The sequence below is a fragment of the Streptomyces sp. NPDC051561 genome (assembly GCF_044454195.1).
Classification (GTDB): Bacteria; Actinomycetota; Actinomycetes; order Streptomycetales; family Streptomycetaceae; genus Streptomyces.
Map to the genome: position 1 here is coordinate 301,836 of NZ_JBITDM010000006.1, position 18,528 is coordinate 320,363.

13 protein-coding genes are annotated in these 18,528 nt (G+C 69.2%); 12 read left to right on the forward strand and 1 reads right to left on the reverse strand.

Features of this window, described 5'->3' with window-relative positions:
* Window positions 1-54: 54 nt before the first annotated feature.
* Both ACIA73_RS17235 and ACIA73_RS17240 read left to right on the forward strand, forming a co-directional pair.
* Window positions 55-2,703, forward strand: coding sequence for a valine--tRNA ligase (locus ACIA73_RS17235; protein ID WP_399439342.1), 2,649 nt, complete (start codon window positions 55-57; stop codon window positions 2,701-2,703).
* Between the two features lie 251 nt (window positions 2,704-2,954).
* Window positions 2,955-4,103: a sensor histidine kinase gene (locus ACIA73_RS17240; RefSeq protein ID WP_399439343.1), complete on the forward strand. Its 1,149-nt coding sequence runs from the start codon at window positions 2,955-2,957 to the stop codon at window positions 4,101-4,103.
* An 18-nt stretch (window positions 4,104-4,121) separates the two neighbouring features.
* Here ACIA73_RS17240 and ACIA73_RS17245 read toward each other — a convergent pair whose 3' ends face one another.
* The gene (locus ACIA73_RS17245) at window positions 4,122-5,183 is read right to left on the reverse strand and encodes a rod shape-determining protein (protein WP_399439344.1); all 1,062 of its coding nucleotides are present in this window, start codon (window positions 5,181-5,183) and stop codon (window positions 4,122-4,124) included.
* Between the two features lie 130 nt (window positions 5,184-5,313).
* Here ACIA73_RS17245 and ACIA73_RS17250 point away from each other — a divergent pair, with 130 nt between their 5' ends.
* The 10 genes from ACIA73_RS17250 to ACIA73_RS17295 all read left to right on the forward strand — a co-directional run bounded on the left by ACIA73_RS17250 (window position 5,314) and on the right by ACIA73_RS17295 (window position 18,358).
* Entirely contained in the window at window positions 5,314-6,828 is a 1,515-nt protein-coding gene (locus ACIA73_RS17250; protein ID WP_399439345.1) for a bifunctional folylpolyglutamate synthase/dihydrofolate synthase, read from the forward strand.
* 7 nt (window positions 6,829-6,835) lie between these two features.
* On the forward strand, window positions 6,836-7,192 hold the full coding sequence (locus ACIA73_RS17255; protein WP_399439346.1) for a DUF4233 domain-containing protein: 357 nt from the start codon (window positions 6,836-6,838) through the stop codon (window positions 7,190-7,192).
* A gap of 146 nt (window positions 7,193-7,338) precedes the next feature.
* Complete coding sequence (gene ndk / locus ACIA73_RS17260; protein WP_399439347.1) at window positions 7,339-7,752, forward strand: nucleoside-diphosphate kinase; 414 nt, start codon at window positions 7,339-7,341, stop codon at window positions 7,750-7,752.
* A 342-nt stretch (window positions 7,753-8,094) separates the two neighbouring features.
* Window positions 8,095-9,114, forward strand: a complete 1,020-nt coding sequence (locus tag ACIA73_RS17265; RefSeq protein WP_189824232.1) for a rod shape-determining protein — start codon at window positions 8,095-8,097, stop codon at window positions 9,112-9,114.
* A 102-nt stretch (window positions 9,115-9,216) separates the two neighbouring features.
* Window positions 9,217-10,251, forward strand: coding sequence for a rod shape-determining protein MreC (mreC, locus tag ACIA73_RS17270; RefSeq protein ID WP_399439348.1), 1,035 nt, complete (start codon window positions 9,217-9,219; stop codon window positions 10,249-10,251).
* A gap of 12 nt (window positions 10,252-10,263) precedes the next feature.
* Window positions 10,264-10,932 (forward strand): rod shape-determining protein MreD, encoded by a 669-nt coding sequence (gene mreD / locus ACIA73_RS17275; protein WP_399439349.1) that lies wholly within the window; start codon window positions 10,264-10,266, stop codon window positions 10,930-10,932.
* Between the two features lie 46 nt (window positions 10,933-10,978).
* Window positions 10,979-13,210 carry a penicillin-binding protein 2 gene (mrdA, locus tag ACIA73_RS17280; protein ID WP_399439350.1) on the forward strand — a complete coding sequence of 744 codons (2,232 nt, stop codon included), beginning with the start codon at window positions 10,979-10,981 and terminating at the stop codon, window positions 13,208-13,210.
* Between the two features lies 1 nt (window position 13,211).
* The gene (gene rodA, locus ACIA73_RS17285; protein ID WP_399439351.1) at window positions 13,212-14,414 is read left to right on the forward strand and encodes a rod shape-determining protein RodA; all 1,203 of its coding nucleotides are present in this window, start codon (window positions 13,212-13,214) and stop codon (window positions 14,412-14,414) included.
* Between the two features lie 92 nt (window positions 14,415-14,506).
* Complete coding sequence (locus tag ACIA73_RS17290) at window positions 14,507-16,219, forward strand: CHAD domain-containing protein (protein WP_399439352.1); 1,713 nt, start codon at window positions 14,507-14,509, stop codon at window positions 16,217-16,219.
* 186 nt (window positions 16,220-16,405) lie between these two features.
* Window positions 16,406-18,358, forward strand: a complete 1,953-nt coding sequence (locus tag ACIA73_RS17295; protein WP_399439353.1) for a TIGR03960 family B12-binding radical SAM protein — start codon at window positions 16,406-16,408, stop codon at window positions 18,356-18,358.
* Window positions 18,359-18,528: the final 170 nt, after the last annotated feature.

The following is an 18,528-nucleotide window of genomic DNA, read 5'->3' on the forward strand; positions in this document are numbered from 1 at the left end:
GTTACCAAAGAAACGCGTTTCGAAGTGGTGCCGCGGGGCCCGTAAACTGGCCGCGTGACCGAGAACTCTCAGACTCCGCAGCCCGCAGCCACCGACGCATTGCCGACGACCTACACGCCGGCCGCCGTAGAGGGGCCGCTGTACGAGCGCTGGGTAGAACGCGGTTACTTCACGGCCGACGCGAAGAGCGACAAGCCCGCGTACACCGTCGTCATCCCCCCGCCGAACGTCACCGGCAGCCTGCACCTGGGCCACGCCTTCGAGCACACGCTGATCGACGCCCTCACCCGCCGCAAGCGCATGCAGGGCTTCGAGACGCTCTGGCAGCCGGGCATGGACCACGCCGGCATCGCCACCCAGAACGTCGTCGAGCGCGAACTCGCCAAGGACGGCAAGTCCCGCCACGACCTCGGCCGTGAGGCGTTCGTCGAGCGCGTCTGGCAGTGGAAGGAAGAATCCGGCGGCCAGATCTCCGGCCAGATGCGCCGCCTCGGCGACGGCGTCGCCTGGGACCGCGAGCGCTTCACCATGGACGAGGGCCTGTCGGTCTCCGTCCAGACCATCTTCAAGAGGATGTACGACGACGGCCTGATCTACCGCGCCGAGCGCATCATCAACTGGTGCCCGCGCTGTCTGACGGCCATCTCCGACATCGAGGTCGACTACCAGGACGACGACGGCGAACTCGTCTCCATGAAGTACGGCGAGGGGGACGACACCATCGTCGTCGCCACCACCCGCGCCGAGACGATGCTCGGCGACACCGCCGTCGCCGTCCACCCCGACGACGAGCGCTACGCCCGGCTCATCGGCAAGCAGATCAAGCTGCCGCTGACCAACCGCACCATCCCCGTCGTCGCCGACACCCACGTCGACCCGGAGTTCGGCACCGGCGCCGTCAAGGTGACCCCGGCGCACGACCCGAACGACTTCGCCATCGGCCAGCGCCACGACCTGGAGACCATCCAGGTCCTCGACGAGCGCGGCATCATCCTCACCCCCGGCCCCTTCCAGGGCCTGGACCGCTTCGAGGCCCGTTCCGCGATCGTCGCAGCCCTGCGCGCGGACGGCCGGATCGTCGCCGAGAAGCGCCCGTACGTCCACTCCGTCGGTCACTGCTCGCGTTGCAAGACGACGCTGGAGCCGCGTCTTTCGATGCAGTGGTGGGTCAAGGTCGAGACGCTCGCCAAGGCCGCCGGCGACGCCGTCCGCGACGGCCGGGTCAACATCCACCCCGCCGAGCTGACCCCGCGCTACTTCGACTGGGTCGACAACCTCAACGACTGGTGCATCTCGCGCCAGCTGTGGTGGGGCCACCGCATCCCCGTCTGGCACGGCCCCAACGGCGAGATGGTCTGCGTCGGCCCGAACGACGAGGCGCCCACCGGCGAGGGCTGGCACCAGGACACCGACGTCCTCGACACCTGGTTCTCCTCCGGTCTGTGGCCGTTCTCGACCATGGGCTGGCCGGAGCAGACCGAGTCGCTGGAGAAGTTCTATCCGAACTCCGTCCTGGTCACCGGCTACGACCTGATGTTCTTCTGGGTCGCCCGGATGATGATGTTCGGCCTGTACGCCATGGGCGACGTTCCGTTCCGCACCATCGCCTTCCACGGCATGGTCCGCGACGAGAGCGGCAAGAAGATGTCGAAGTCCAAGGGCAACGTCGTCAACCCGCTGGACTGGATGGACAAGTACGGCTCCGACGCCGTCCGCTTCACCCTGGCCCGCGGTGCGAACCCCGGCGTCGACGTCCCGATCGGCGAGGACTGGGTCCAGGGCTCCCGCAACTTCGCCAACAAGATCTGGAACGCGACCCGTTTCGCGCTGATGAACGGCGCGACCGTCGAGGGCGAACTCCCGGCCGCCGAGCAGATGACGGCCACCGACCGCTGGATCCTCTCCCGCCTCAACACCGTCGTCGCGCAGGTCGACGCGCTCTACGACGACTACCAGTTCGCCAAGCTGTCCGACGCCCTCTTCCACTTCGCGTGGGACGAGGTCTTCGACTGGTACGTCGAGCTGTCCAAGACGACGTTCTTCGCGGAGGGCGAGCAGGCGAAGGTCTCCGCCCGGGTCCTGGGCGAGGTCCTGGACGTCACCCTGCGCCTCCTGCACCCGATCGTCCCGTTCGTCACCGAGACGCTCTGGACGACCCTCACCGGCGGAGAATCCCTCGTCGTCGCCGACTGGCCCAAGGCTGTGACTCTCCCCGGGGCCGACACGCCGGGCGGTTTCCACGACAAGGGCGCCGAGCAGGAGATCGAGCTCGTCCAGCAGGTCGTCACCGAGGTCCGCCGCTTCCGCTCCGACCAGGGCCTCCAGCCGGGCCAGAAGGTCCCGGCCCGGCTCGACCTGACCGGTACCGCCCTCGCCCCGCACGAGGCGGCCATCCGCCAGCTGCTCCGCCTGCAGCCCGCCGAGGACGGCTTCCACGCCACCGCGTCGCTGCCGGTCGCGGGCGCCAAGGTCGAGCTGGACCTGTCCGGCACCATCGACGTCGAGGCCGAGCGCAAGCGTCTGACCAAGGACCTGGAGGCCGCCAAGAAGGAGGTCGTCCAGGCCAACGCGAAGCTCGGCAACGAGGCGTTCCTGGCCAAGGCGCCGGACAACGTCGTGGACAAGATCCGCGGCCGCCTGACCAAGGCGGAGTCCGACATCGCCCGGATCTCCGCGCAGATCGACTCCCTGCCGAAGGGCTAGGCACCGGCCCCGAGCGTGACGAAAGGCCTCCGCACCACGGACCGTGGTGCGGGGGCCTTCGCGTTCCCACCGCGTCGTCCTCTCGCCCGCACCTCGTTTGCCGGCCCGAGATCTGCATATAAGTGATCCATAGGGACCTGAACTGCTCAAAAGCTACCCACTTCGCGAGACGGTGCGAAGTGGCCTAAGTCACCCATAAAGTGCCCCAGGTCAGGTCGAGACAGGTCCGACGCCCTTGGATGATGGAACGTATGCACGCCACCCCTGACCCCTCGACGCTCCGCCGGGCGTTGGTCGCGGGCCGCAGGGTGCTCGGAGGTCACCCGCTGCCGCCCCGCGTGGCCGCCCTGGGGGCCCCGCTGGTCTGCTTCGTGCTGATGTGCCTGGACGTACCGGGACTCGCGGCCGACGACAACTCGCTCAACGGCCCCGCCGCCGTCGCCGTGCTCGCGGCCGGCGCCGCCACGCTGCTGCTGCGCAGCCGGGCACCCTGGATCCCGTACGCGGTGGCCCTGCTGCTGCTCGGCTGGCTGCACGAACTGACCCTGATCCAGTTCGCGCTGTACGCGGTGGGCCGCTACCGGGGCCGCGTCCCGGCGATCCTGGCGACGCTCGGGTACGGGGTCGTGGTCTTCGGATTCTTCGAGCTGCCCGGCTGGCTGGCGACCGGCGGCCTGGTCGACTTCCTGAGCTTCGTGGTGCCGGTGGGCGTGCTCGCCGCCGGTGTCGGCGTGGCCGCCTACCGGCAGGATCTCGTACGGGCGCTGGAGGTGCAGCAGAGCCGGACGGCCGCCCTCCAGGCGGTCCAGCAGGAACGTGCCTCGGTCGCCCGCGACGTGCACGACTTCGTCGGCCGGGAACTGACCCTGCTGGCCGTGAGGGCCGAGGTGCTGGCGGTACGGGCACGGGGCGAGGTCCACCAGAAGGACTTCGACGAACTCTCCGACACCGCCCGCAAGGCCCACCGCATCCTCAACGAGATCATCGTCCAGCGCGCCCAGGAACGGCACGCCACCCCCGGCATCGCCGCGCTCGCCGAGCTGGCCGTCGAAGGGGAACGGGCGGGCAGCCCGGTGGGGTTCGAGATCGACGGCCGGGCCGCCGAACTGTCCCCGCTGCGGCAGGCGGCCGTCTACCGGGTCGTCCAGGAGTGCCTGACCAACGCGGTCAAGCACGCCCCGGGTGAGGCGGTGCGCGTGCGGATCGCGCTGGACGACGTACATCTGCGCATCGAGGTCTGCAACGACCTGCCCAGCTCGGTCCCCGACAAGCAGCCGGTGTCCGCGGGCACCGGCACCTTCTCGATGGGGGAGCGGATGCTGTCCATGGGCGGCACCCTGGAGGCGGGACACCACGACGGGAAGTACCGGGTGATCGCGGTACTCCCCGCCGGGGTCTGAGCGTCCGCCCGCAGGAACTCAGCTCGCCGCGAGCAGCTTCTGCAGGTTGTCGAAGCCCTCGACGCACTTGCCGGAACCCAGCGCCACACAGTCCAGCGGCTCGTCCGCGACGAACACCGGAATACCGGTCGCCGCCGACAGCCGCAGCTCCAGACCGGGCAGCAGCGCACCGCCGCCGGTCAGCACGATGCCGTGCTCCATGATGTCGCCGGACAGCTCCGGTGGGCACTCCTCCAGAGTGGAGCGCACCGCCGCGATGATCGACTCGATGGGCTCGTCCAGCGCGGAGCGCACCTCGGCCACCGACAGTTCGAGGGTCTTCGGCAGCCCGGCGACCTTCTGCCTGCCCCGCACCGTGAAGGTCCTCTCCTCCAGCTCGGGAAGCGCGGGCACCGGCCACGCCGAACCGATCGCGATCTTGATGTGCTCGGCGGTCCGCTCACCGATGAGCAACTGGTGCTCCTTGCGTACGTAGTCGGTGATCGCGGCGTCCATCCGGTCCCCGCCGACCCGCAACGACCGGGCGGTCACGATGCCACCCAGCGAGATCACCGCGACCTCCGTCGTGCCGCCGCCGATGTCCACCACCATCGAACCGCGCGCGGAGGACACCGGCAGACCGGCGCCGATCGCCGCCGCCATGGGCTCCTCGATGAGGTGTACGGCGCGGGCACCGGCCCGGTCGGCGGCGTGCACGATGGCCCGCCGCTCCACGGGGGTCACCCCGCTCGGCACGCACACGACCATGCGGGTACGGGGGCGGCGGCCGGGCACCGCCTTGCGGACGAAGTGCCGGATCATCTCCTCGGCGGCCTCGTAGTCGCTGATCACGCCGTCCTTGAGGGGGCGGATCGCGGTGATGGATCCGGGGGTGCGGCCGATCGTCTCCTTGGCCTCGGTGCCGACGGCCAGCGCGGTGGTGGAGCCGGCCTTCACGGCCACCACGGACGGCTCGTTGAGGACGATGCCGTGCCCCCGCATGTACACCAGGGTGTTCGCCGTCCCCAGGTCGATGCCTATGTCGCGGCTTTCGCGGCCACCGCGGATGCGTGCAGGGGCCTGCCTGGTCTCGTCGCTCACTCGATATCCTCCCGAATCGTGATCTACCAGGGTCACACACCCGTTCGGTATGGAAGGGATAAAAGGTCCCGGTGGTGGTGTGCCGAAGGTCCTGTCGGACGTTGTCGTAGCCCCTCCGTAGACTGGCGGGGTGAGTGACCTCCCCCAGCACGCCGACGAGCCCGACGACCACGCCTTCGAAGAGATCGTGGCGGCCGAGACCCAGCGCGACCCCGACCTCGCCGTCATCGAGGCGGGCAGCCGCACCCTGCGCACCCACGGCGGAGCCCCCGCCGGTGACGAGGTGCCCACCCGCCCCGCCGACCCGGAGGTGGACAAGGCGCTGCGCGCGGTCGAGACCGAGCTCGCGGGCCGCTGGGGCGAGACCAAGCTCGAACCCTCGGTGACCAGGATCGCCGCCCTGATGGACGTCCTGGGCGAGCCGCAGAAGGCGTACCCCTCGATCCACATCACCGGCACCAACGGCAAGACCAGCACCGCCCGCATGATCGAGGCCCTCTTCGGCGCCTTCGAGCTGCGCACCGGCCGCTACACCAGCCCGCACGTCCAGTCGATCACCGAGCGGATCAGCCTGGACGGGCTGCCGATCAGCGCCGAGCGCTTCGTCGAGACGTACGAGGACATCAAGCCGTACGTCGAGATGGTCGACGCCGCGCAGGAGTACCGCCTCTCCTTCTTCGAGGTGCTGACCGGCATGGCGTACGCGGCCTTCGCCGACGCACCGGTGGATGTGGCCGTCGTCGAGGTCGGCATGGGCGGCACCTGGGACGCCACCAACGTCATCGACGCGGCCGTCGCCGTCGTCACCCCGATCTCCCTCGACCACACCGACCGGCTGGGCTCCACGCCGGGCGAGATCGCGGGCGAGAAGTCCGGGATCATCAAGCAGGACGCGACCGTGATCCTCGCCCAGCAGCCGGTCGACGCGGCGCAGGTCATGCTGAAGAAGGCCGTCTCGGTGGACGCGACGGTCGCCCGCGAGGGCATGGAGTTCGGCGTGGTCGGCCGCGAGGTCGCGGTCGGCGGACAACTGGTCACGCTGCGCGGACTCGGCGGCGAGTACGAGGAGATCTTCCTCCCCCTGCACGGCGCCCACCAGGCCCACAACGCGGCCGTCGCCCTCGCCGCCGTCGAAGCCTTCTTCGGCATCGGCGCCGACCACGCCCGCACCCTGGACATCACCACCATCCGCAAGGCGTTCGCGTCCGTCACCTCTCCCGGCCGGATGGAGGTCGTACGGCGCAGCCCGACCGTCGTCCTGGACGCCGCGCACAACCCGGCGGGCGCACGGGCGGCGGCCGAGGCGGTCGGCGAGGCGTTCAGCTTCAGCCGGCTCATCGGGGTCGTCGGCGCGAGCGCCGACAAGGACGTACGGGGCCTCCTGGAAGTCTTCGAGCCGATCTTCGCCGAGATCGTGGTGACGAAGAACTCCACCCCGCGCTCGATGGACGTCGACGAACTGGCCGCGCTCGCCGTGGAGGTCTTCGGCGAGGACCGCGTCCAGGTCGAGCCGCGGCTCGACGACGCCATCGAGGAGGCGATCACGCTGGCCGAGGAGGAGGGCGAGTTCTCCGGCGGCGGCGTACTGGTCACCGGATCGGTGATCACGGTCGGAGAGGCCCGGCTGCTGCTGGGAAGGGGCTGAGGAACTCGTGCGTACGCTCTGTGCATCCACGCTGATCGGTGAATTCTTTGTGATCGGATTCGCGGGTCTGGTGGCGATGAAGTCCGACGATTTGTCGATGGCCACCGTCTGGACCGTGTGCGGCATCGGAATGCTGGTGTCGGTGCTCCTGTGCGGAATGATCACCCGCCCCGGCGGCCTCCAGCTCGGTTGGGCCCTCCAGGCCGGTCTGATCGTGAGCGGCTTCTGGGTTCCGCTGATGTTCTTCCTCGGGGCGGTCTTCGGCGGCCTGTGGTGGGCGTCCATTCACTACGGCCGCAAGATCGACGAGGCGAAGGCACGCTGGGCGGCGCAGGCGGAGGCTGCCGAGGCGGCGGGCGCGTAGTCGTCCGTTCTCGCAGGCCTCCCCGTTCTCCCTGATCTCTGCGACCTCCCCGGGCGGCCGGTGGCCCAGGGCCCGCAGTCGGTCCACCCGTTCGGCCCTGTAATCTGCGGGCACCGCAACCCGCACACCCGCAAGGAGCCCGCACCGTGACCCAGCGCACCCTCGTCCTGCTCAAGCCCGACACCGTTCGCCGTGGCCTCATCGGCGAGGTCATCGGCCGCATCGAGCGCAAGGCCAACTGGACGATCACCGCGCTGGAACTGCGCAGCCTCGACGGCGACACCCTTGAGGCGCACTACGGCGAGCACAAGGGCAAGCCCTTCTACGAGCCGCTCGTCACCTTCATGTCGTCCGGCCCGATCGTCGCGCTGGTCGTCGAGGGCGAGCGCGCCATCGAGGGTGTACGCCAGTTGGCCGGTCCCACCGACCCGATTGCCGCGGCACCCGGGTCCATTCGCGGCGACTTCGGCACCATCGTCCGCGAGAACCTGATCCACGCCTCGGACTCCGAGGAGTCCGCCGAGCGCGAGCTGAAGCTGTTCTTCCCGGGTCTCGTCTGACCCGGACGCCACACGAGGGGCGCATACGATTCCTGACGCAACGTCAGCCGAACAGCGCTCATGGCCTGGGGCGACCGAAGTAATTCGGTCGCCCTTCGGTATATGCATCACGATGCAGGGAACGCATCCCTCCAACACAACGTCACCATGAGTGGGACAGGTACTCGTTCCGCTCACAATGGCGAAGGACCCTCGCGCGGTGACCGCACATGCGGCACTACGATGGAAGTCACCGCGCCCGTAGCCTTCGGCGCACCACCCACTTCGCCTACCGACCCAAAGCCATCACACGCTCCACTCGGGAAGGCCCGACGCATCCTCATGGGGAAGAAGAGGGAACCAATGTCGTTCATCGGCCGTGATATGGCTGTCGACCTAGGGACCGCCAACACGCTGGTGTACGTCAGGGGCAAGGGCATCGTGCTCAACGAACCCTCCGTCGTCGCCATCAACACCAACACCGGCGGAATCCTCGCCGTAGGTGCCGAGGCGAAGAAGATGATCGGCCGTACGCCGGGCAACATCGTTGCCGTACGGCCCCTGAAGGACGGCGTGATCGCCGACTTCGAGATCACCGAGCGGATGCTCCGCTACTTCATCCTGAAGATCCACAAGCGCCGCTACCTGGCCCGCCCGCGGGTCGTCGTCTGTGTGCCCTCCGGCATCACGGGAGTCGAGCGCCGCGCCGTCATCGAGGCGTCCACGCAGGCCGGTGCCCGTCAGGTGCACATCATCGAGGAGCCCATGGCCGCGGCCATCGGTTCCGGCCTGCCCGTCCACGAGGCCACCGGCAACATGGTCGTGGACATCGGCGGCGGCACCACCGAGGTCGCCGTCATCTCACTCGGAGGAATCGTCACGGCACAGTCGATCCGCGTCGCGGGCGACGAGCTGGACAACGCGATCATCCAGCACATCAAGAAGGAGTACAGCCTCCTCCTCGGTGAGCGCACCGCCGAGCAGATCAAGATCACCATCGGTTCGGCGTACGACCTGGACAAGGACGAGCACACCGAGATCCGCGGCCGCGACCTCGTCTCCGGACTGCCCAAGACGGTCGTCATCTCGGCCGCCGAGGTCCGCAAGGCCATCGAGGAGCCGGTCAACGCGATCGTCGACGCGGTGAAGACCACCCTCGACAAGTGCCCGCCGGAACTCTCCGGCGACGTCATGGACCGGGGCATCGTGCTCACCGGCGGCGGCGCCCTGCTGCGCGGCCTGGACGAGCGGCTGCGCCGCGAGACCGGCATGCCGATCCACATCGCCGAGGACCCGCTGGACTCCGTGGCACTCGGATCCGGCAAATGCGTCGAGGAGTTCGAGGCGCTCCAGCAGGTGCTGGACGCCCAGCCCCGCAGATAGCAGTCGCAGATAAATCCGCCGTACGGGACTGCCATCCCGTGCGGCGGATCGTTGATATACACGCACATATTTATTCCGACGAGGAAGGCACGGCCGCGTCACGTGAGGGACACACGAGAGAGCCGGCTGCTCCTGGTGCTGCTGGTCGCCGTAGCGTTCGCGCTGATCACGGTCGATATTCGCGGCGGCGAGGACTCTCCGGTCGACGGCGCCCGCCAGGCCGCCGCCACGGTCTTCGGACCCGTGGAAAAGGGGGTGGCCACCGCGGTCGACCCGATCGGCAACGCCATTGGCGCCGTACGCAGGTCGGGGGAGTCCCACGACCAGCTGAAAGCACTTGAGCGGGAGAACCAGGAACTCAAGCAGCGCCTGGGCAGCGACGACCGCAACCAGAGCCGGGTCCGCGCACTCGACGGCATGCTGAAGAAGGCCGGCGCGGGCCAGTACGGCATCAAGGGCGCCGAAGTCATCGCGATAGGAGCAGCCCAGGGCTTCTCCTGGACCGTCACCATCGACGTCGGCAGCAACGACGGCATCCAGCGCGACATGACCGTCCTCAACGCGGAAGGACTCGTCGGCCGGATCACCACCGTCGGCCCCCACACCGCCACCGTGCTGCTCGCCAACGACCCCGACTTCACGGTCGGCACCCGGATGGAGAAGACCGACGAACTCGGCTTCGCCACCGGCCAGGGCGACCAGCCGCTCAGCGTGAAGTTCCTCAACGGCAAGGCCAAGGTCAAGCCCGGCGACCGCCTGGTCACCTTCGGCTCCCGCGCCGCCAAGCCCTTCGTACCCGGCGTGCCGGTCGGTGAAGTCGTACGGGTCGACCCGTCCGGCGGCGACCTGACCCGTACCGTCTACGTCCGCCCGTACGTCGGCTTCACCAAGCTCGACATCGTCGGCGTCGTCGTCCAGCCGCCGCGCACCAACCCCCGCGACACCGTCCTGCCGAACAAGCCCAAGCCCGCCCCGACGGTCACCGTCACGGTCACCCCGAAGCCGCCGAACGAGAACGGCGACGGCACCGGAAACGCGAACGCGAACGGCAACGCGAACGGCAATGGCAACGCAAACGGCAACGCAAACACCGACGGCGGCGCCAACAACGGCAACCCCGACGCCGACGGCCAGTAGGAGCTGAACCTGATGCGCTTCAACCGGATTCTGCTCTCCGCCACCCTCGTGGTGGTCGCCCTGGTCATCCAGGTCACCATCCTCGCCAGACTCCAACTCCCCGGCGCCGTACCCGACCTGACCCTCCTCGTCGTCCTCGGCCTGGCCTTCGTCTACGGACACGTCAGCGGCGCCCTCATCGGCTTCGGCGCGGGCCTCCTCGCCGACCTCGCCCCGCCCGCCGACCACGCCGCGGGCCGCTACGCCCTCGTCCTCTGCGTCATCGGCTACCTCGCCGGACTCGCCAAGCCCGAGAACGGACGCCTGCGCTCCGCCACCGCGCCGATGCTGGTCGTCGTCGCGGCGGCCGTCGGATCCACCCTGCTGTACGCCGGGGTGGGCTCCCTCGTCGGAGACACCGCCGCCCGCCATGTGGGCCTCGGCGGACTCCTGTTCACCGCGGCCCTCTACGACCTGCTGCTCGCCCCGTTCGTCGTCCCCGGCATCATGGCGCTCGCCAGACGCGCCGAGAACGACCCGCTCTCCGAATCCTCCTCGTCCTCCGGCGCCGATGTCTCGGCCGGCTGGCTCTCCTCCGGCACGGGACTGAGGATCGGCCAGCAGAAGGGCGGACTGCGGCTGCGCTCCGCCCGCAACCGCGCCTCGCGCGCCGGACGCATCAAGGGAGTGAAGCGCCTGTGACCACGCACCCCACCCGCCCCCGACCGACCACCCGTGGGGGCTCGCGTTGAGCAACATTCCCGAGACCGGCCGCACCCCCCGGGTCCAGATCCGGCTCATCGTCATCCAGGTCCTGGTCTTCTCCCTGCTGCTCACCCTCGGCGGACGCCTCTGGTACCTCCAGATCCGCAACGGCGAGGAGTACATCAACGAGGCGAAGAACAACCACGTCCAGCAGGTCGTCCAGCCCGCGGTCCGCGGCTCCATCCTCGACGCCCGCGGGGTACCGCTCGCCGACAACCAGTCCAAACTCGTCGTCTCCGCGTCCCGCACCGAGCTGATGAAGATGAAGGACGACGGCAAAGCCGTCCTCACCCGGCTCGCCGACGTCCTGGACATGACGCCCAAGGACGTCATGGACAAGGTGCGCCTGTGCGACGCCAAAACCCCTCAACCCTGCTGGAACGGCTCGCCGTACCAGCCGATCCCGGTCACCAACAAGGCCAACCAGCAGCAGGCGCTGCAAATCCTGGAACGCGCCGAGGACTTCCCCGGCATCACCGCCGAACCCACCGCCGTACGCCGCTACGTCGCCCCCGGTAAGGCGAACACCGCCCAGGTCCTCGGCTACCTCTCGCCCGTCACCGACGCCGAGATCGAAAAGGCCAAGCACTCCTCCTCGCCGTATCTGCGCTCGGATCAGGTAGGCCGCTCGGGCCTTGAGCGGACGTACGACAAGTACCTGCGCGGCAACGCCGGAGTGACCCGCTACGAGGTCGACAACCTCGGTCGCGTCATCGGGCTGGCCAAGGCCGACAAGGCCAAACCCGGTTCCAACGTCATCACCAGCATCGACGCCCGCGTCCAGGCCGTCGCCGAGTACGAACTGCTCGACGCGATGAAGGAAGCCCGCAAGGCGTTCGACAAGAACACCAACACCAACTACAAGGCCGACGCGGGCGCCGTCGTCGTCCTGGAGTCCAAGACCGGCCGGGTCGTCGCGATGGCGTCCAACCCGACGTACGACCCCAACGCCTGGGTCGGCGGCATCTCCGGCAAGGACTACGCCAAGCTCACCGGGAAAGACTCCAACTTCCCGCTGCTGAACCGCGGCATCCAGGCCCAGGCCGCCCCCGGCTCCATCTTCAAGGTGATCCCGACGACCGCCGCGGTCAACGCGGGCTACGACTTCAACGGCAGCTACCCCTGCCCCAGCTCGTACTCCATCGGCGGCCAGACCTTCACCAACTACGAGTCCAAGGGCCACGGCAACATCAGCCTCGGCGGCGCACTCGAAGTCTCCTGCGACACCGTCTACTACGCACTCGCCCACCAGCAGTGGCAGCGCGACGGCGGCACCAAGCCCAAGAAGGGCGCCAAGGACTGGTTCTACAAGACGGCCCACCAGTTCGGCCTCGGCAAGGAAACCGGCATCGACCTCCCCAACGAGGTCGCCGGCCGCGTCCCCGACCGCCAGTGGAAGCAGCGCTTCTGGGCGGCCAACAAGGACGCCTGGTGCAAGCAGGGCAAGAAGGACGGCAGTTTCGTCGAGAAGATCGCCTTCGAGAACTGCATCGACGGCAACCAGATGCGCGCCGGTGACTCCGTCAACTACTCCATCGGCCAGGGCGACACCCTCGTCACCCCCATCCAGATGGCGTCCGTCTACGCGGCCATCGCCAACGGCGGCACCCTGCACGCCCCCTCCGTCGGCAAGGCCATCGTCAGCGCCGACGGCAAGAAGGTCGACGAGCTCAAGCCGGAGGTCAGCGGCAAGCTCCCGATGAACCAGGCCACCCACAAACTGATAGACGAAGCCCTCGCGGGAGTCGCCACCCGGGGCACCGCCGCCTGGAGGTTCCAGGGCTGGCCCCAGGACAAGATCCCGATGCACGCCAAGACGGGTACGGCCGAGGTCTACGGCAAGCAGACCACCTCGTGGTTCGCCACGTACACCAAGGACTACTCCATCGTCATGACCATCGCGCAGGGCGGCACCGGCTCCGGTGCCTCGGGACCCGCCGTGCGCAAGATCTACAACGCGCTCTACGGACTCGACGCGGCCGGCAAGTTCGACCCGAAGAAGGCCCTGCTCCCGCAGCCGCAGCAGGGCCTGCCGAAGATCGAGACGGACGGCTCCATCGACGCCCCGCCCATCAAGCCGTACGTCCCCGAGCCCAAGGACGCCGAGGGCGCCGACGCGCTCGCCGGCCCGCCCGCCACCACCCCCAACCGGGGCAACGGCGGCACCCGCGGCACCAACGCCGGCACCGGAACCAACCAGCCGGTGGGGGACTGACATGGCAAACAGCAGTCACGGCTTCTCCGTCAAGAGGTACGCCCCCGAGCGCGGCGCGTTCGCCAAACTGACCGCCCGCGACTCCCTCGTCCGCAGACTCGACTGGCCGCTCCTGCTCTCCGCGATCGCCCTGTCCGGCATCGGATCGCTCCTGGTGTGGTCGGCGACCCGTGGCCGCGACACCCTCAACCACGGCGACCCGTACTACTTCCTCTTCCGCCACCTGATGAACACCGGCATCGGCTTCGCCCTGATGGTCGCCACCATCTGGCTCGGCCACCGCACCCTGCGCGGCGCCGTCCCGGTCCTCTACGGACTCTCCGTCGTGCTGGTCCTCGCCGTGCTCACCCCGCTCGGCGCGACCGTCAACGGAGCCCACGCCTGGATCGTGATCGGCGGCGGCTTCTCGCTCCAGCCCTCCGAATTCACCAAGATCACCATCATTCTGGGGATGGCGATGCTGCTCGCCGCCCGCGTCGACGCGGGCGACCAGCAGCACCCCGACCACCGCACGGTCCTCAAGTCGCTGGGCCTCGCGGTCGTGCCGATCGCGATCATCATGCTGATGCCGGACCTCGGCTCGGTCATGGTCATCGCCGTCATCATCCTCGGCGTGCTGCTGGCCTCAGGAGCCTCCAACCGCTGGGTCCTGGGACTCATCGGGGCGGGCGTCCTGGGCGCGGTCCTGGTCGCCGTCCTCGGACTGCTCGACGAGTACCAGATCAACCGCTTCGCCGCCTTCGCCAACCCCAACCTCGACCCGGCCGGCGTCGGCTACAACACCAACCAGGCCCGCATCGCGATCGGCTCCGGCGGCCTCACCGGCACCGGCCTCTTCAAGGGCTCCCAGACGACCGGACAGTTCGTCCCCGAGCAGCAGACCGACTTCGTCTTCACCGTCGCCGGTGAGGAACTCGGCTTCCTGGGCGCCGGACTGATCCTCGTCCTGCTCGGCGTCGTCCTGTGGCGGGCCTGCCGGATCGCCCGCGAGACGACCGAGCTGTACGGCACGATCGTCGCCGCCGGCATCATCGCCTGGTTCGCCTTCCAGGCCTTCGAGAACATCGGCATGACGCTCGGCATCATGCCGGTCGCGGGGCTGCCGCTGCCGTTCGTCAGCTACGGCGGATCGTCGATGTTCGCGGTGTGGGTGGCCATCGGACTGCTCCAGTCGATCCGGGTGCAGCGGCCCATAACCGCATAGCGGGCCGCCGCCCCGACACGACGCGCACGTGTTGTCGTGGACCCGTTGTCGCGGACCTGTTTGACGGTGCGTATCGCGTCTAGATTCATGTCATGGCGGACACCAAGCGCGAGATCGAGCGAAAGTACGAAGCCACTACGACAACCCCCGGCGCACCACCCCGGCTGCCCGACTTCACCAAGGCGGCCGGGGTTTCGTCCGTCCGGGACGAGGGCGTCCACGCACTCGACGCCCTCTACTACGACACGGCCGACCTGGCGCTCGCCGCCCACGCGATCACCCTGCGCCGCCGCACTGGCGGCCCGGACGCCGGCTGGCACCTCAAACTCCCCGTCGCCCCGGACGTACGCGACGAGATCCGCGCCCCCCTCGGCACCGACGTCCCCCGCTCCCTGGCCGCACTGGTGCGCTCCCGCACCCGGGGCGCGCCACTCATCCCCGTCGTCCGCCTCAAGTCCTCCCGCAGGGTCCAGCAACTCCTGGACGCGGCGGGGGAGTCGCTCGCCGAGGTCAGCGTGGACGAGGTGCACGCGGAACGGTTCGGCGCGGGCACCAGTCAGGGCGCGGGCACGGGAGAGGGCGTGGGCGCCGGTCAGGGCGTGGGCACGGGAGAGGGCGTGGGCGCCGGTCAGGGCGCGGGCACGGGAGAGGGCGCGGGCGCCGGTCAGGGCGCGGGCACGGGAGAGGCCGCGGAGACCGGTGAGGCCGCGGACACCCGTAAGGGCGGAGGCACCCTGACCGCCGTCTCCTGGACCGAGATCGAGGTCGAGGTCGCCGACGAGGGCGACCCGGCCATCCTGGACGCGGTCGAGAAACGACTGAGGAAGGCAGGCGTCCGTCCGTCCTCGTCCGCCTCCAAACTGTCCCGCGCACTGGAGGAGACCGGCGGCGGCCCCGCCCGGATCGCGGCACCCACCGGCGAATCGGCAGGCGCCCGGGTCCTCGCCTACCTGCACGAACAGGCGGAGGCCCTGCACGCCTACGACCCCGCCGTACGCCGCGACCTCCCCGACTCCGTGCACCAGATGCGGGTCGCCACCCGGCGGATGCGCAGCGCCTTCAAGACGTACCGCACCGTCCTCGACCGCACCGTCACCGACCCCGTCGCCGAGGAACTCAAGTGGCTGGCCGGGGAGCTGGGAGCCGACCGCGACCAGGAGGTCCTCGCCGCCCGCCTCCAGGCACACCTCGCCGCCCTCCCACGCACCCTCCTCCTCGGCCCGGTCCGGGGCCGGCTGCGGATCTGGTCGGTGGCCCGCCGCAGCAGCGCCCGCCGCAGGAGCCTGGCCGCCCTGAACTCACGCCGCTACCTGGACCTCCTGCTCTCCCTCGACGCCCTGCTCGCCGACCCGCCGCTGCGCAAGGCGGCCCGCAAGGACGCGGCGGAGGTCTTCCCCGCCGTCCTCGTCAAGGACTACGGCCGCCTGGCCACCCGTACCGAACACGCCCTCTCCCTGCCGCACGGCACCGACCGCGACCTCGCCATGCACGAGGCCCGCAAAGCGGCGAAACGACTGCGTTACGCCGCCGAGTCCTCCCGACCGGTCCTCGGTAAACCCGCCAACCGCCTCCGCAAGCGCGTCAAGGCCGTCCAGGGAGTCCTCGGCGACCACCAGGACAGCGTGGTCGCCCGCGGCGAGCTGCGGAACCTCGCCATCCAGTCCCACGCGGCAGGCGAGACCGCCTTCGTCTGGGGCCTGCTGTACGGCAGGGAGGAAGCCGCGGCCGCCGACCGGGAACGGGAGCTGCCGAAGGTGTGGGGGAGGGCCGGCGGAAAGAAGGCGGTGGGGTGGCTGGGGCTGTAGGAGACCCGAAGCCCCCAAAGGCCGCCGGAAACCTCGCACCCCCGGACCCGGAGACTCCCGGAGCACCCCCTGGGGGGACACCTGAAAGGCACCCCAGGGGGGGCACCCCCACCGCCCCTGCACATGAACCCCCGCAACCCAAGTTAGGCTTGAGGGTCCCCCTGCCCGCTCATGAGAGACACCCCGATGCCTGTTGAGTCGGTCTTCCCCCGCCTGGAAGCCCTCCTGCCGCATGTGCAGAAGCCCATCCAGTACGTCGGCGGTGAGCTGAACTCCACCGTCAAGCCGTGGGACGAGTGCGACGTCCGCTGGGCGCTCATGTACCCGGACGCCTACGAGGTCGGGCTGCCCAACCAGGGCGTCATGATCCTCTACGAAGTGCTCAACGAGCAGGCGGGCGTCCTCGCCGAGCGCACCTACAGCGTGTGGCCGGACCTGGAAGCGCTGATGCGCGAGCACCAGGTGCCGCAGTTCACGGTCGACGCCCACCGCCCGGTGAAGTACTTCGACGTCTTCGGACTGTCCTTCTCCACCGAGCTCGGCTACACCAACATGCTCACCGCGCTCGACCTGGCCGGCATCCCGCTGGAGTCCCGCAACCGCACCCTGGACGACCCGATCGTCCTGGCCGGCGGCCACGCGGCCTTCAACCCGGAGCCGATCGCCGAGTTCATCGACTGCGCGGTCCTCGGCGACGGCGAACAGGCCGTCCTCGACATGACGGCGATCATCCGGACCTGGAAGGCGGAAGGCCGCCCCGGCGGCCGTGAGGAAGTCCTCATGCGCCTCGCCAAGACCGGAAACATCTACGTTCCCGGCTTCTACGACGTCGAATACCTTCCGGACGGCCGCATCGCCCGCGTCGTTCCCAACAGGTCCGGCGTCCCGTGGCGCGTGTCCAAGCACACCGTCATGGACCTCGACGAGTGGCCCTACCCCAAGCAGCCGCTCGTCCCCCTCGCCGAAACCGTCCACGAGCGCATGTCCGTGGAGATCTTCCGCGGCTGCACCCGCGGCTGCCGTTTCTGCCAGGCCGGCATGATCACGCGCCCCGTGCGGGAGCGAAGCATCACCGGCATCGGCGACATGGTCGAAAAGGGCCTGAAGGCCACCGGTTTCGAGGAAGTCGGTCTGCTTTCCCTCTCCTCCGCCGACCACACGGAGATCGCGGACATCGCCAAGGGCCTCGCCGACCGGTACGAGGAGGACAAGATCGGCCTGTCCCTCCCCTCCACCCGCGTCGACGCCTTCAACGTGGACCTCGCCAACGAGCTCACCCGCAACGGCCGCCGCTCCGGCCTCACCTTCGCCCCCGAGGGCGGCAGTGAGCGCATGCGCAAGGTCATCAACAAGATGGTGTCCGAGGAAGACCTCATCCGCACCGTCTCCACCGCCTACGGGAACGGCTGGCGCCAGGTCAAGCTGTACTTCATGTGCGGCCTGCCCACCGAGACCGACGAGGACGTCCTGCAGATCGGCGACATGGCCGTCAACGTCATCGCCGAGGGCCGCAAGGTCTCCGGGCAGAACGACATCCGCTGCACCGTCTCCATCGGCGGCTTCGTCCCCAAGCCGCACACCCCCTTCCAGTGGGCCCCGCAGCTCTCCGCCGAAGAGACCGACGCGCGCCTCACCAAGCTCCGCGACAAGATCCGCGGCGACAAGAAGTACGGCCGCTCCATCGGCTTCCGCTACCACGACGGCAAGCCCGGCATCGTCGAGGGACTCCTCTCCCGCGGCGACCGCCGTACCGGCGACGTCATCCGCGCCGTCTACGAGGGCGGCGGCCGGTTCGACGGCTGGCGCGAGTACTTCTCCTACGACCGCTGGATGCAGGCCGCCGAGAAGGCGCTCCCCGCGTACGGCATCGACGTCGACTGGTACACCACCCGCGAGCGCACCTACGAGGAAGTCCTCCCCTGGGACCACCTCGACTCCGGCCTCGACAAGGACTGGCTCTGGGAGGACTGGCAGGACTCGCTCGACGAGACCGAGGTCGAGGACTGCCGCTGGACGCCGTGCTTCGACTGCGGGGTCTGCCCGCAGTTCGACACATGGCCACAACTGAGCGAGACAGGTAAGAAGTTGCTGCCTCTCAGTGTGAACAAAACAGCCCCCACCAGCGGCAACGGGGGCTGAGGGTGAGCGAGGCGTTACAACGTATAGCCGAGACTTTGGCCGAATCCGAAGGTGACCTCTCGGCGGTTCTGGCCGCTCTGGGGGTCGGTGAACGACGGCAGCCACCTGTGCCACCGGTTGGAACGCCTCTGCCAGCGCCGAGACAGGCTGCCAGCGTCGTGTGTGAGGTG

Excerpts from the sequence above, each read along its gene's own strand:
- ACIA73_RS17240 (WP_399439343.1), top strand. The coding sequence starts at position 2,955 with ATGCACGCCACCCCTGACCCCTCGACGCTCCGCCGGGCGTTGGTCGCG.
- ACIA73_RS17265 (WP_189824232.1), top strand. The coding sequence starts at position 8,095 with ATGTCGTTCATCGGCCGTGATATGGCTGTCGACCTAGGGACCGCCAAC.
- mreD (WP_399439349.1), top strand. The coding sequence starts at position 10,264 with ATGCGCTTCAACCGGATTCTGCTCTCCGCCACCCTCGTGGTGGTCGCC.
- rodA (WP_399439351.1), top strand. The coding sequence starts at position 13,212 with ATGGCAAACAGCAGTCACGGCTTCTCCGTCAAGAGGTACGCCCCCGAG.
- ACIA73_RS17290 (WP_399439352.1), top strand. The coding sequence starts at position 14,507 with ATGGCGGACACCAAGCGCGAGATCGAGCGAAAGTACGAAGCCACTACG.
- ACIA73_RS17295 (WP_399439353.1), top strand. The coding sequence starts at position 16,406 with ATGCCTGTTGAGTCGGTCTTCCCCCGCCTGGAAGCCCTCCTGCCGCAT.